The organism is Streptomyces sp. NBC_00091 (assembly GCF_026343185.1).
Taxonomy (GTDB): domain Bacteria; phylum Actinomycetota; class Actinomycetes; order Streptomycetales; family Streptomycetaceae; genus Streptomyces.
Genome location: NZ_JAPEMA010000001.1, coordinates 5,057,874 through 5,071,337, shown reverse-complemented (window position 1 = coordinate 5,071,337; position 13,464 = coordinate 5,057,874). Strand labels below are relative to the sequence as shown.

General features: G+C 73.4%; 11 protein-coding genes and 1 tRNA gene. 6 read left to right on the top strand and 6 right to left on the bottom strand.

Annotation, left to right across the window (positions count from 1 at the left end):
• Positions 1-166: 166 nt before the first annotated feature.
• Positions 167-1,849, top strand: a complete 1,683-nt coding sequence (locus OOK34_RS23435) for a hypothetical protein (RefSeq protein WP_267035814.1) — start codon at positions 167-169, stop codon at positions 1,847-1,849.
• A 41-nt stretch (positions 1,850-1,890) separates the two neighbouring features.
• Positions 1,891-2,292 (top strand): DUF1992 domain-containing protein, encoded by a 402-nt coding sequence (locus tag OOK34_RS23430; protein WP_267035813.1) that lies wholly within the window; start codon positions 1,891-1,893, stop codon positions 2,290-2,292.
• On the opposite strand, the gene OOK34_RS23425 is transcribed toward OOK34_RS23430, so the two are convergent.
• Positions 2,293-2,841, bottom strand: coding sequence for an HIT domain-containing protein (locus OOK34_RS23425; RefSeq protein WP_267035812.1), 549 nt, complete (start codon positions 2,839-2,841; stop codon positions 2,293-2,295).
• Positions 2,842-2,946: 105 nt separating this feature from the next.
• Positions 2,947-4,923 (bottom strand): threonine--tRNA ligase, encoded by a 1,977-nt coding sequence (gene thrS / locus OOK34_RS23420; RefSeq protein ID WP_267035811.1) that lies wholly within the window; start codon positions 4,921-4,923, stop codon positions 2,947-2,949.
• Positions 4,924-5,130: 207 nt separating this feature from the next.
• On the opposite strand from thrS, the gene OOK34_RS23415 reads away from it, so the two are divergent.
• Entirely contained in the window at positions 5,131-5,634 is a 504-nt protein-coding gene (locus OOK34_RS23415; protein WP_267035810.1) for a GNAT family N-acetyltransferase, read from the top strand.
• Positions 5,635-6,094: 460 nt separating this feature from the next.
• The gene (locus tag OOK34_RS23410) at positions 6,095-7,576 is read left to right on the top strand and encodes a caspase family protein (protein ID WP_267035809.1); all 1,482 of its coding nucleotides are present in this window, start codon (positions 6,095-6,097) and stop codon (positions 7,574-7,576) included.
• Here OOK34_RS23410 and OOK34_RS23405 read toward each other — a convergent pair.
• On the bottom strand, positions 7,573-8,778 hold the full coding sequence (locus OOK34_RS23405) for a hypothetical protein (protein WP_267035808.1): 1,206 nt from the start codon (positions 8,776-8,778) through the stop codon (positions 7,573-7,575). The two genes, OOK34_RS23410 and OOK34_RS23405, sit on opposite strands and share 4 nt — an antisense overlap.
• The gene (locus OOK34_RS23400; protein ID WP_267035807.1) at positions 8,778-9,356 is read right to left on the bottom strand and encodes a DUF4365 domain-containing protein; all 579 of its coding nucleotides are present in this window, start codon (positions 9,354-9,356) and stop codon (positions 8,778-8,780) included. The genes OOK34_RS23405 and OOK34_RS23400 overlap by 1 nt, the downstream gene beginning before the upstream one ends.
• 246 nt (positions 9,357-9,602) lie before the next feature.
• Between OOK34_RS23400 and OOK34_RS23395 the strand changes: the two genes are divergently transcribed.
• Positions 9,603-10,328 carry a 3'-5' exonuclease gene (locus OOK34_RS23395; RefSeq protein ID WP_267036883.1) on the top strand — a complete coding sequence of 242 codons (726 nt, stop codon included), beginning with the start codon at positions 9,603-9,605 and terminating at the stop codon, positions 10,326-10,328.
• 86 nt (positions 10,329-10,414) lie between these two features.
• On the opposite strand, the gene OOK34_RS23390 is transcribed toward OOK34_RS23395, so the two are convergent.
• A tRNA-Val gene (locus tag OOK34_RS23390) sits at positions 10,415-10,486 on the bottom strand.
• Positions 10,487-10,524: 38 nt separating this feature from the next.
• Positions 10,525-10,998 (bottom strand): SRPBCC family protein, encoded by a 474-nt coding sequence (locus OOK34_RS23385; RefSeq protein WP_267036882.1) that lies wholly within the window; start codon positions 10,996-10,998, stop codon positions 10,525-10,527.
• Between the two features lie 107 nt (positions 10,999-11,105).
• On the opposite strand from OOK34_RS23385, the gene OOK34_RS23380 reads away from it, so the two are divergent.
• The gene (locus OOK34_RS23380; RefSeq protein ID WP_267035806.1) at positions 11,106-13,448 is read left to right on the top strand and encodes an SCO7613 C-terminal domain-containing membrane protein; all 2,343 of its coding nucleotides are present in this window, start codon (positions 11,106-11,108) and stop codon (positions 13,446-13,448) included.
• Positions 13,449-13,464 lie beyond the last annotated feature (16 nt).

Here is a 13,464-nt window from a genome sequence, read left to right as displayed (position 1 = left end):
ATGACCAAGGGGCCGAGGACGCCGATAGGCTCTTCGCCGCGACGCGGAGCACAACGGACCACAACAGAGCGCGACACGGCGCAGCACGACACGACCGCAACACGGCACGACGGCTACACAGCACGACGGCAACACGGCACGACAGCACACGGCGATGGGGGCAGCGGTGGCGGACGACGGTTTCGACTTCAGGCCCGGAGCACAGATTCCTCTCCAGGGGGGCGGCGGCCAGACCGCGGCGACCAACGCCCTCGCCTCCGCCGCGTACCGCGACGGCGGCAAGGACACCCAGCTGTCCTCCATACTCGGGGCGAACAGCGAGAACCACCCGGCCTCGGTCAAGGCCCCCAAGATCTCCCTCCTCGAACCCAACCTGGGCGAGGCCTTCTGCCGCGCCGTGGAGGCCCGCACCCTCGGAGGCGGCCGCAAGCCGCTCATCCAGTCCTTCGGCGCCGACCCGCAGACCGTCGTGGAGCACTGCCTGGCCGCGTCCCGGATCCGCAAGGAACGCGACCGCAGGCTGCGCCTGATCATGCTGGTCAGCGGGGTGCTGTTCCTGCCCGGCCTGCTGCTGTGGCTGGGCCTCTTCCAGCTGCGCAAGACCCTGTCCAAGGGCGAGGGCAAGAAGAGCACCTGGATCGGCACCGCGCTGCTGGTCGGCGTGGTCCTCGTGGGCGCGGTGCTGCTCTACCGGGTGGTGTACCGGCAGCCCGACAGCGGCCTGCTGGAGCTCTACCTGCTCGGCGCGATCGTCGCCCCCGTCCTGGGCTGGTACCTGGCCCGCCGGATCTGCGAGAACACCGCCGCCGACCTGCGCTCCCGCTGGGATGGCCTGCTCGGCGGCGGCGCCCCCGTCGCCGCCAAGATCCCGGAGGCCGTCCCCGGCAACCCCGACGAGAAGGCCCGCGAGGACCTGCGCCACCAGCTGGCGAAACTGACCGCCGAGGACCGCAGCAACTCCGTCTTCTACGCCGGCCCCAAGGGCATCCTCGGCATGGGCACCCGCTGGGGCAGCTGGCAGATGGCCGAGGAACTGACCCCGAAGAACGACGGCGCCGAGATCCACCCCTTCCGCAGCTGGGACGTCATACGCGCGATCGACACCCAGCTGCGCAAGCTGGAACGCGGCCCCCTGCACACCGGCGGCTTCCCGCCCGCCTCGATCCAGCACTGGATCGTCACCCCCGTCGGCGAGGGCGCCGCCGAAGTGGCCCGGCCGAGCGGCGATAACGTGGACACCTTCCTCGTCAAACCGCACGAGATCACCCGGATCTGCAACGAGCAGCAGTTCAGCGCCGGCAACCGGCACTACCTCGGCATCCAGTACCCGCTCTGGGACGGCCAGCTCGTCATCACGATGCTGGTCACCGTGACCGTGCTCTACAAGACCCTGCGCGTGGACGTCACCGCGCACGCCCTGGGCCCGGTGCACGGCCTGTTCACCACCAAGTCCAAGCCCCCGGTGGTCGAGGTCCCCAAGTCCATCCGCTTCTGGGAGACCGTGGAGCGCCCGCTGCCGCTGGTGGACACCATGGAGGTGGTACGCCTGGCCGCGCGCGCCCCCCTGACCTGGTACCCGCCGCTCCTGGAGTACTTCGGCGGCAAACTGGTCCTGCCCGAGCCCTTCGGCCTGCGCCACGTCTGGGCGGGCTCCATGTGGCGCCACCGCTTCATGGCGGACGACGCCCTGCGCACCGTGGCCCCGGTCCTGCGGTCGGTGCACGCGGCGACCTTCAAGGTGCTGGAGGAGTACGGCGTGGACACGGACCGCTTCACCAACCGCTCCTCGATCATGAGCGGCCTCATCCAGGAGCCGTCCCCGCGCAAGGCGGACGTCTACGACGCGTAGGTACGCTGAAGGAGTCGCATCCGCCCCGGGGAGGAGCAACCATGACCGAGCGCAAGCCGCCCGGCGTCAGCGTCGAGTCCTTCGTGGACCGGCAGATCAGGGAGGCCGCCGACCGGGGCGAGTTCGAGAAGCTGCCGGGCTACGGCAAGCCCCTGGCCTCGATCGACGCGCCGTACGACGAGCTGTGGTGGATCAAGGGGAAGCTGCACCGCGAGGGCTTCTCCCCCCTGCCCCCGTCGCTCGCGCTGCGCAAGGAGGCCGAGGACGCCCGGGAGGCCGCCCTGGCGGCCCCCTCCGAGCGCCGGGCCCGGGAGATCCTCGCGGTGGTCAACGAGAAGATCGGCGCGGCCCTGCGCCGGCCCCCGCAGGGACCGCCGCTGGGCCTGACCGAGTTCGACGTCGAGGCCGTCCTGGCGGAGCGGCGCGGGAGCCGTACGTCCTGATCAGTCGTTCGGCCAGGCGTCGGCGAGCATCTGGCGGGTGTCCGCGAGCAGCTGGGGCAGGACGCGCGTGTGCCCGACGATCGGCATGAAGTTCGTGTCCCCGCCCCAGCGGGGCACGATGTGCTGGTGCAGGTGCGCTGCGATGCCGGCACCGGCCGCCGTGCCCTGGTTCATGCCGATGTTGAACCCGTGCGCCCCGGACGCCTTGCGCAGCGCCAACATGGCCCGCTTCGTGAGGTCCGCCAGCTCGGCCGTCTCAAGGCCGTCGAGCTCGGTGTAATCGGCGACGTGCCGGTACGGGACGACCATCAGGTGGCCGCCGTTGTACGGGTACAGATTCAGCACGGCGTACACGTGCTTGCCCCGCGCCACGACCAGGCCGTCGTGGTCCGACATCTCCGGAATACCGCAGAAGGGACAGCCGTCCCCGGCCTCGGGGCCGGTCGGCTTGTTCTCGCCCTGGATGTAGGCCATCCGATGAGGGGTCCACAGGCGCTGGAACCCGTCATGCGTGCCCACACCGTTCTGCTGTTCCGGCTCAATCGTCATAGCCGCAGCATATGACCTCGTCCGGACGAACGAGTGGGGCCCCCGGAAAGTGATCACTTCCCGGGGGCCCCGCTCGTGGATCCGGTCCCTGGACCGGACCGTGGATCAGACCTGGACGCGGTCGGCGACGACCTTGGCCAGCTTGGCAAGCGCCTCGTCCTTGGCGATGCCGTTCTCCTGCGAACCGTCGCGGTAGCGGAAGGAGACGGTGCCCGCGGCCATGTCCTCGTCACCGACGATGATCATGAATGGGACCTTGAGCTTCTGGTGGTTGCGGATCTTCTTCTGCATGCGGTCGGAAGAGGCGTCCACCTCCACCCGCAGGCCCATCTTCTTCGCCTCGGCGGCGAACTCCTGGAGGTACTCCACGTGCCCGTCGCCGATCGGGATGCCGACGGCCTGGACCGGGGCGAGCCACGGCGGCATGGCGCCCGCGTAGTGCTCCAGCAGCACCGCGAAGAACCGCTCGATCGAGCCGAACAGCGCGCGGTGGATCATGACGGGCCGCTGGCGCGAGCCGTCCGGCGCGGTGTACTCGAGGTTGAAACGCTCCGGCAGGTTGAAGTCCAGCTGGACGGTCGACATCTGCCAGGTACGGCCGATGGCGTCCCGCGCCTGCACCGAGATCTTCGGGCCGTAGAAGGCCGCGCCGCCCGGGTCGGGGGTCAGCGGGAGGCCCTGCTTCTCGGCGACCTGCTGGAGGACCGCGGTGGCCTCCTCCCAGACCTCGTCCGAGCCGACGTACTTGACCGGGTCCTTGGTGGACAGCTCCAGGTAGAAGTCGGTCAGACCGTAGTCGCGCAGCAGGTTCAGCACGAAGGTGAGGGTGCGGTCGAGCTCCTCGGCCATCTGCTCACGGGTGCAGTAGATGTGCGCGTCGTCCTGGGTGAAGCCCCGAGCGCGGGTCAGGCCGTGCACGACGCCCGACTTCTCGTACCGGTACACGGTGCCGAATTCAAACAACCTCAAAGGAAGCTCGCGGTAGCTGCGGCCGCGCGCGTCGAAGATCAGGTTGTGCATCGGGCAGTTCATGGGCTTGAGGTAGTAGTCGGTACCACCGTCGAGCTGCATGGGGGGGTACATGCCCTCCGCGTACCAGTCCAGGTGGCCGCTCTTCTCGAAGAGGGCGCCCTTGGTGGCGTGCGGGGAGTAGACGAACTCGTAGCCCTCCTCCTCGTGCCGGCGGCGCGAGTAGTCCTCCATGGTCCGGCGGATGATGCCGCCGCGCGGGTGGAAGACGGCGAGGCCGGAGCCGATCTCGTCCGGGATGGAGAAGAGGTCCAGCTCGTTGCCGAGCTTGCGGTGGTCGCGCTTCTCGGCCTCGGCGAGGAAGTCGAGGTGCGCCTTCAGCTCCTCCTTCGAGGGCCAGGCGGTGCCGTAGATGCGCTGGAGCATCGGGTTCTTCTCGCTGCCGCGCCAGTAGGCGGCCGCGTTGCGCATCAGCTTGAACGCCGGGATGTTGCGGGTGGTGGGCAGGTGGGGACCGCGGCAGAGGTCCTTCCAGCACAGCTCGCCGGTCTTCGCGTCCAGGTTGTCGTAGATGGTCAGCTCGCCGCCGCCCACCTCGACGTTCGCGCCGTCGTCGGTCGACGCCGAACCCTTGATGCCGATGAGCTCCAGCTTGTACGGCTCGTCGGCGAGCTCCTCGCGGGCCGCCTCGTCGGAGACCACGCGGCGGGCGAACTTCTGCCCGCGCTTCTGGATCTCCTGCATCTTCTTCTCGATGACCTTGAGGTCCTCGGGGGTGAAGGGCTTCGCGACGTCGAAGTCGTAGTAGAAGCCGTCCCGGACCGGCGGGCCGATGCCCAGCTTGGCCTCGGGGAAGAGCTCCTGCACGGCCTGCGCCATGACGTGCGCGGTCGAGTGGCGCAGGATGTTCAGGCCGTCCTCGGAGGAGATCTCCACCGGCTCGACGGTCTCGCCGTCCCGCACCTCGTACGAGAGGTCCTTCAGCTCACCGGCGATGCGAGCGGCGACGATGGTGCGCTCGCCGGCGAAGAGCTCCGCCGCCGTAGCGCCCGTGGCCACCACGCGCTCGTCCCGCTCGGAATCGCGTTGGATGATCACACGGACGTCTGACACCGGTCTCTCCTGACTCAGGGGGTGCGCGAGCGAACGCTGCGCGCCTGAATCGTACCGAGCGGAGTGGCCGCGCCGCTAAACGGTTGTGCGCGGGGCGGGACCGGATGCCGGCGGGGCCGCCACCGGGGCGGGAAATTCCCCCGGGCCCGCCCCGCCCCGCGGGTAGCGTGGCCCCTCCGCCCCGAGCCGCCGAAGGGACCCGCCCCCATGCAGGGACCGCACCTCCGCCCGCTGGACCTGACCGACGACGCGACCGCGGCCGCCGTGCACCGCGTCGGCCGGGCCGCCTACGCGGTGGAGGCGCAGCTGATCGGCTTCGACGGCATCCCCGCGCTGGGCGAGAGCCTGGAGCGGATGCGGGCGCGGCGGCTGCGCTGGCTGGGGGCGGTCGCGGAGGGGGGCGCGGTCGCGGGCTTCCTGGCCTGGGAGGAGACCGAGGACGGGGTGTCCATCGACCGGCTCTGCGTGGACCCGGCCCGGTTCCGCCGGGGCATCGGCTCGCTGCTGGTGCGCCACGCGCTGACGGAGCTGTTCCCGGACCGCCCCGTCGGGGTGACCACCGGCGCGGACAACACCCCGGCGGTCACCCTGTACGAACGCCACGGCTTCACCCGGGGCGCGGACTTCTCCCCCGTCCCGGGCCTGCGGATGGCCTCCTTCACCCTCCGCCGGGCAGGCGCTCCGGCCCCGGGTGGGAGCCCGCACCCGTAGACCTCCACGGGCTGCCGCGAAGTACCGGCAGCGGCGGCCCGACGTGACCAAGAGGGGTTCCGCAATTCGCTGATTCGCTGACTCAGAGTTCGGCAAGGTGACCACCGGGTGAGAAGACACCCTGTGTGAGTCAACCGCGTGAGGCTCTGAGTGCTGGTTCGCCAGTGCAGGGCCTGCGGCAGCCCGCTGACTTGCGGGCCTCTGCTCACCGAATTCCGGAACGGTCCCGAGCAACCCCGGATGAGCCACCGTACGGTGACCACGCCGGAGCGCCCGGACCAGCCGCCCGGATGCAGTCCGTACCTCCTTCGGGAAGTACGGATCAAGTCTTAGCATGTGCGGCCTGCGAGTACCGACGCCTCCGGGCTCGACGACCCTGACGAGGTGGCCGTCCGCATCGTGCGCGCGCTGGACGGTCGGCGAGCGGTCCCTCCCTCCGTCCTGCGCGTCCGCGCGCGCCGTGCTGATCGGTACGGCGACCTACACCTCGCGGGACCTGGGGGCGATCCCGCACTCCCCGCGCAACATCCGCGGTCTCGCCGCCGCCCTCACCGACCGGACGGTGGGCGGTTTCGCGGTGCGGGACGTGCGGCTCGTGGACGATCCGCGCGAGCCCCAGGACATCATGCGGCCGGTCGCGGCGGCCGCCGAGCAGGCGGAGGACGTCCTGCTCGTCTACTACAGCGGCCACGGCCTGCTCACGGGGGCCAACAGCGACTTCCACCTCAGCCTCAGGGGAAGCGAACCCGATCAGCCCTGGACCAGTCTGGCCTTCTCCTACCCGGCGCGCCTGGTCAAGCAGTCCCGCGCGGCGGTCAAGATCGTGATCCTGGACTGCTGTTTCAGCGGCCGGGCGCACGCCGATCTCATGAGCGCCGAGTCCCGGCTGATCAGGGACCAGCTGGCCGTCACGGGCGTGTACTCCCTGACCTCGGCGCCGGAGAACCGGCTCTCCAAGGCGCCCGAGGGGGACACGTACAGCGCCTTCACCGGCTTCCTGCTGACCACCATGTGGGCGGGCGTCCCCGGGGCCGGGCCGGTGCTGGGGATGAGCGACCTCTACGAGGAGGTGCGCCGCCGGATGAGGGACACGGACTTCCCCCTGCCGGAGCACTGCGACAAGACGGGCGCGGGGGCCCTCCCGCTCCTGCGCAACCGCTACTCCCCACCGCCGGTACCGCAGCCGGCCTCCCATACGCCTCCCCGCGCGGTCGCGCCGTACGTACCGGCACCCCAGGCGACCACGCCCACCGGACGGCCCTCCTTCGACAGCGTCGAGGGCGCCGGCTACCGCATGGGGGAGGTCCTCGCGGGCCTGGACGATGTCATCGCCGTGGTGGCCGATGCCCGACGGTGGTCGCAGGCCAAGCCGCCCTACTTCCCTCTGGTGTCGAACCGGAAGACCCACGGGTTCGACGTCGGACAGGTCAACGCCCACATCGAACGGCATCGCCACCAGCCCACCACGTTCGTGGACGCCTTGCGCCTGCTGCTGATGCTCCAGGGCCTCGTCCTCGCACCCGTCTCCAGCTTCCGGGGCTGGCGGGTGGCGGCCGCGCTGAAGAGGCGGTGCGAGATGGCCCCCGAGGAGCAGTCGATCGGACATGCCACGACCAGCACGACGCGCAACGTGGCTTTCAGCGATACGCATCTGTACCTGCTGAATGGCCCGGACCTCCTGAAGGTCCCGTACTCCAGGCTCGGCGACCTCTCCGTGTCCGTCTCCTCCGGCGTGGAGCGCTGGGTGAGCTACTCCGATCAGGGGGGTTCCAGCGGGGAGGTGCTCGTCGTCACCTCGACCGTCAACTTCGGATACCGCACGGTGGAGTTCAGGGAGTCCGACGCGTTCCCGGTCCAGGAGGCCTTGGGCGGGTGCCTTCCCGCCCTGGCCGATCTCCGCAGGCGCCACCCCGAGTGGTTCGCAGCCCCGGTCCGCCCCTAGTCGTCCGACGGGAGGACGTCCTCCGGGTCGAGGGACGCGTCCAGGGACTTCATCAGCCGGTCCCGCTCCACCTCGTCCAGGCGGACCGGGGTGACGTCCGACGCCTGCGCCAGCCTGCGGAAGCCGCCCCGGCGGGAGAGCCGGCCGCTGACCCGGACCGGGAGTCCGGCCAGGTGGGCGTGGACCGCGATCCGGTACGCCTCCTCGGCGAGGGCGGCCCGGACGTACGGGACCTCCGCGCCCGACAGCACCCGCAGCCGGACGGTTCCCCCGCCGCCCGCCGCGGCGCGCCGCATCCGGACCACCGCCCCCGTGACCCGGACGGCGACGGCCGGCTCGTGCCGGGTGTAGCGGGCGGCGGCCTCGCGCAGCACCGGCAGGTCCCCCGGCGAGAACTCCACCGGCTCGGGCCGCGCCGCGCACCCGGCGGGGACCCCGGCCGCCGGCGCCCAGGCCAGCGCGATCCGGGCCCCTTCCGAACCCCGGACCAGGGCGATCAGCGCCTCGGCGAGCTCCCGGCTGACCCCGGCGGCCACCGCTGCGTCGAAGGCGTCCATGCCGCCGGTGGCCCGTCGGTAGTCCACCGCCTCCCGCGCCGCGTGCAGGGCGTGGTGCAGCCGGGTCACCGCCCCGCGGCCGCCGTCCACCGGTACGTACGCGGCCAGCCTGCGCCCGCCCGGCGCGGGCCCCACCAGCACCCCGTCCAGGACCCGTTCGGCCTGCGCGCGGTGGCGGGCCCCGTAGTACCCGGCGCGGGCGCGGTCGGCGAGGGCCCCGGCGAGCAGCAGCCGGCGGGCCGCCGAGCGCAGCTGCTCCTGCGCGGGCCAGGCGGCCTCGCCCTGGAACCCGTACGGCCCCTGCGGGATCTCCCGCTCCCAGCGGACCTCGTCGCTGGGCACGCTCAGCCCGAAGAGCACCTCGCGCGCCGAGGGCAGCCCGCTGCGCCACAGCGCGGTCAGTGCCTCCTCGAGCAGGTCGGCGCAGTCGGGGAAGGTCCGGTTCTCCGGGACGAGCAGGCTGGTGCCGCCGTGGCCGGGCGGGGTCCAGCGCCCGTACCGGCCCACCGCTCCGCCGCGCCGCAGCCAGCCGTGCCGGTGCAGCAGAGCCCCGAGGACCTGCGGGTCGACCTGCCCGGGATCGGGGGCGCCCGGGGTCAGCTCCGGGGGCGGCAGCGGTTCGAGGTGCGGTGGGTGCCAGTTCATCAGGGTGTCCCTCCCGACCCGACCCGGGTCATGATCTCGCACAGCGCCCGGTCGTCGAAGATCCGCGCGGTCGGGATCCGTACGGTGGTGCGGCGCCGGCCGGTCACGGGGTGCCCGGCGAGGTTGGTCCAGTAGCAGCAGTGGCGCAGGTCGAGCCGGTCGTGCCCGGCGCTCAGCCACTGGTCCCGCTCCCGCGGTACGAGCATCACCACGAGGATCTTGTGGACGGCGACCGGCGTGCGCGCCAGCTTCACCAGGTGCTCGTTGTCGAGGGTGAAGCCGAAGGTGTCCCCGGCGGGGCGGGGCGGGATCTGGTAGGTCGCCTTCAGCTGCACCTTGATGGTCACTTCGTCGTCGACGACGTGCTCGGGCGCGCCGTGGCTCAGGTGCCAGTCGATGCCGTTGTCGGGAAAGGGCTGGGAGAGCGAGCAGCCGGCCGCGGCCGCGACGGCGTGCAGGTAGCCCACCTGGAGGGTCTCCATGCAGGCGGTGGTGGCGAGTGTGCCGCGCAGCGGTCCGGTCCGTGGATCGCCCTGTCCGTGCAGCACCCCGCCCGGTTCGGGCTGCGTGAGCGCCATGGCCGGCTCCCCATGCCTTCCGGGCTCTGCCGTGAACGGGTGTGTGGTGGAGGGATGTGGAGGGGTGTGGAGGGTGACGACCGGTCATGCGTGCGACCCCCCAGGGAAGTTGTCTCCGTACCCGGCGGCCCGCAAACGGCGTACGGGGCAAACAGCCCGGGTATCACGGATTCGGCGGGGGTGGCACGTTCCGTGGCGGAGGCGCCCGGTGCGACCCATCTGCCGATCGGTGACGAGGAGTTCGCCATGACACGCTGGTACGAGGGGCCGCTGGCCGCCTTCGACACGGAGACCACCGGGGTGGACGTCGAGCAGGACCGGATCGTGTCCGCCGCGCTCGTCGTGCAGGAGTGTGCGGGCGGCCGGGTCCGCTCCACCCGGTGGCTGGTCAATCCCGGTATCCCGGTGCCGCCGGGAGCCACGGAAGTACACGGTCTGACCGACGAGCACCTACAGCGGCACGGCCGGTGGCCGGCGCCGGTGGTGGAGGAGATAGCCCGCTCGCTGGGCGAGCAGCAGGTGGCGGGCCGGCCGGTGGTGGTGATGAACGCGCCGTTCGATCTGACGCTGCTGGACCGGGAGTTGCGCCGGCACCGGGCGTCGACGCTGGCGCGGTACCTGGACAACAGGCCGCTGACGGTGCTGGATCCGCGGGTCCTGGACAAGCACCTGGACCGCTACCGCAAGGGCCGCCGCACGCTGACGGACCTGTGCGCGCACTACGGGATAGAGCTGGAGGGGGCGCACGACGCCTCGGTGGACGCGCAGGCCGCGCTGGAGGTCGTACGGGCGGTCGGGCGCAGGTTCGCGGCGCGGCTGGAGCGGCTGAGCCCGGCCGAACTGCACACGTTGCAGGCGGTGTGGCACGCGGCGCAGGCGCGGGGCCTCCAGGCGTGGTTCGCCCGGCAGGGAACTCCGGAGGCGGTGGATCCGCACTGGCCGCTGCGGCCGGACCTGCCGCAGGCCGCCTGAGGTAGCGGGAGGACGCGGGACGACGTCGGAGGACGCCGGGGAATGCGGAAGGCCGGTCCGTCATCAGACGGACCGGCCTCTCCCGGTGGGCGATACTGGGATCGAACCAGTGACCCCTTCGGTGTGAACGAAGTGCTCTCCCGCTGAGCTAATCGCCCGGGAACGGACTGAACAATACAAGAGCTCCGGGGCGGGATCAAACCGCTTCGGGCGGAGCGGTCAGGCGGGCCTCGAGGCCGCGCCGCCCGGCCCGCATCATGAGCGCGTGGTTGAGCCGGAACAGCGGCCGTCCGGCGAGCGCGAACCGCCGCAGCAGGGCGGCCCGTACTTCGACCTCCTGCTCGTACACCGCCCGCGTGCGCCCGCCGCCGGCCGCGCCCGCGGGGCGTACGGTCCACCGCGCCCAGCCTTCGATGTCCCCGCGCAGCGCCGCCTCGAGGACCCCGCGGGCGGGATCGCTGAGCAGGCCGGTGAGGGTGACGTGGATCCCGTACGGGAGCACCGAGCGGATCAGGGCGGTCCCGGTGTGCTCGTCGATCTGCTCGACCCGGCGGACCTGGGGCCACCAGTCGGGGTAGCGGCCGGCGTCCTCCAGCAGGGAGTAGACGAGCGCGGGCGGGGCGTCGAGGTCCCACACGCTGCGGAAGCGGTAGTGCGTCCAGCGCTGCATGGCTCCAGTCTGGCCCGCCGGGCGCCGGATGCGCAGGCGGTACTCAGAGCCGATCTGAGTACGCACGCCGATGTCCTGATGGCGTGACGGGCGCCACACTCCCCAGCATGAACACCCCCTTGTCGCCGGCCCACGAGCTGGCGCTCATCGACGCCGAGCTGATCCAACTGGACGCCCGGCGCGGGTACTTGCTGGCCCGCCGGGACTGGCTGCTGCGGCTCCTGGCCCAGCCGGCGGCGCAGGTGCAGCGGCAGCCGCAGCCCGCAGAGGCGCCCTCCTCGAAGCCGGGGGCGCAGAACGTGCTGCTGACGCTCGGGGCGGTGCTGCTGGCGGTGGCCGCGCTGGCGTTCACCCTGGTCAGCTGGGGTTCCCTGGGCATCGGGGGGCGCTCGGCGGTGCTGGCGCTGCTGACGGCGGCGGCGCTCGCGGCGCCCGTCCCGCTGCTGCGGCGGGGGCTGCGGTCGACGGCCGAGTCGGTCGCGGGGGTGGGGCTGCTGCTCACGGTGCTGGACGCGTACGCGCTGCACGCGGTGGTGCTGTCCGGTACCGACGCGGTGGCGTACGCGGCGGGGGCGGCGGCGGTGCTGTCGGGGCTCTGGGCCGGGTACGGGGCGGCCCTGGGGAGGCTGCGGCTGCCGCTGCTCGCCGCGGTGGGGGCCGCGCAGCTGCCGTTGCCGCTGGCCGCGGCGGCCACGGGGGCGGACCTGGCGGGGGCCGGCTGGGCGCTGCTGGCGACGGCGGCGGTGGACGCGGCCCTGGCGGTGGCGGTGGCGCGCCGGACGGTACGGGTGCCCGCCTGGGTGTGCGCGGGGGTGCTGGGCGGGGCGGGGCTCGCGGCGGGGCTGGCGCAGTCCCTCGTGGACCCCGGGGCGGCCGGTCCGGCGCTGCTGCTGGCGGCGGGGGGCCTGCTGGGCGTGGCGGTGGCCTGGCGCGAGCCGCGGGCTTCTGCGGCCGCTCTGGTCGGGGGGCTGGCGGCGGTGTCGGCGGCCGGGGCGCTGGTCCCGGCGGAGGCGGGCTCCGTGTGGTGGGCGGTGGCGGTGCGGGTGGCGGCGGCGCTCGCGCTGTCGGCGGCTGTGGCGGTGGCGGTACGGGCGGGCGCGGTCCCGGAGCCGGTGCGGCGCGGGCTGCTGCGGGCCGGGGTGGGGGTGGCCGCCCTGGGGGCGGTGGCGGGGCTGGCGGCGGTGGCGGTGGTGCTGGTGTCGCGGGCCGTGGTGCTGCGCGAGGTGTGGGCGGCGACGACCCCGCACCCGGGCGGGCCGGGGCCGGCGCTCGTGGTGGTCCTGCTGCTGGCGGCGGGGGCCCTGTGGTGGCCGGCCGGGGTGCTGCCGCGTCCGGTGGCGGGGGCGGCGGCGGTGGTGTGCGCCTGGGCGGGGCTGTTCGTGGCGCCGGTGCTGCTGGGGCCGGCGCCGGCGGCGGTCTTCGCGGCGCAGCTCGGGGTGACGGCGGCGGCCGGGGTGGTGGCGCTGCGGGCTCCGGCGCGGGCGGTGGGGCGGGGCGTCGCGGTGGCCGCCGCGGGGTGCGCGGCGGCCGGGGCCCTGAACGTGTCCCTGGCCGCCCTGGACGGCCGCGTGGCCACCTTCGCGGTGTTGGGGCTCCTGGGCGCCGGCTGCGCGCTGGGAGCCGCCCACAGGGCCGCTGCGGCGCCTGTGCGGGCCGGCTGCGCGGTGGGCGCCGTCGGGTACGCGGCGGTCACGGTGGTGGCGCTGGGCGCGCTGGCGGGCCTGGCGGCGCCCTGGTGCGGGGTGGCGGTGCTCGCGGTCCCCGCGGGGGTGGTGGCCCTGGCTCCCCGGCTGGGGCGGGTCCGGGTGGCGGCGGAGGCCGCGGCGGCCGGGGCGGGGGTGCTCGCCGTGGTGCTGGCGGCCGGGGACGCGCCGGTACTGGCGCTGGTCCTCGCGCTGGACGGGGTGCTGTGCGCCGGGGCGGCGCTGCGGCGTGAGCGGCGTGCGCTGGGCTGGGCCGCGGGGGCGCTGTTCGTGGCGGCGACCTGGGTGCGGCTGGGGGCGTCGGGGGTGGCGGCGGCGGAGGCGTACACGCTGCCGGTGTCGGTGCTCGCACTGGCGGTGGGCCTGCTGCGCCGCCGCCGGGAGCCGGTGGTCTCGTCCTGGGCGGCGTACGGGCCGGGGCTGGGGGCGAGCCTGCTGCCGAGCCTGGTCGCCGTCTGGAGCGACCCGTACTGGCCGCGCCCGCTGCTGCTGGGCGGGGCGGCCCTGGTGGTGACCCTGGCCGGGGCGCACCGCCGGCTCCAGGCGCCGCTGCTGCTGGGCGGCGCCACGCTGGCCGCGGTGGCCGTGCACGAGCTGGCCCCGTACGTGGTCCAGGTGGTCGGCGTGCTGCCGCGCTGGCTGCCGCCGGCGCTGGCGGGCCTGCTACTGCTGGTGGTGGGGGCGACGTACGAGAAGCGGCTGCGCGACGCGCGCCGGCTGCGGGAGGCTCTCGGGCGGCTGCGCTGAAGGGCTCGGGAGGGCG

Coding starts and splice junctions, on each gene's coding strand:
- OOK34_RS23405 (WP_267035808.1), bottom strand. CDS start 8,778: ATGAACTGGCACCCACCGCACCTCGAACCGCTGCCGCCCCCGGAGCTG.
- OOK34_RS23380 (WP_267035806.1), top strand. CDS start 11,106: ATGAACACCCCCTTGTCGCCGGCCCACGAGCTGGCGCTCATCGACGCC.
- OOK34_RS23430 (WP_267035813.1), top strand. CDS start 1,891: ATGACCGAGCGCAAGCCGCCCGGCGTCAGCGTCGAGTCCTTCGTGGAC.
- OOK34_RS23425 (WP_267035812.1), bottom strand. CDS start 2,841: ATGACGATTGAGCCGGAACAGCAGAACGGTGTGGGCACGCATGACGGG.
- OOK34_RS23395 (WP_267036883.1), top strand. CDS start 9,603: ATGACACGCTGGTACGAGGGGCCGCTGGCCGCCTTCGACACGGAGACC.
- OOK34_RS23385 (WP_267036882.1), bottom strand. CDS start 10,998: ATGCAGCGCTGGACGCACTACCGCTTCCGCAGCGTGTGGGACCTCGAC.
- OOK34_RS23415 (WP_267035810.1), top strand. CDS start 5,131: ATGCAGGGACCGCACCTCCGCCCGCTGGACCTGACCGACGACGCGACC.
- OOK34_RS23400 (WP_267035807.1), bottom strand. CDS start 9,356: ATGGCGCTCACGCAGCCCGAACCGGGCGGGGTGCTGCACGGACAGGGC.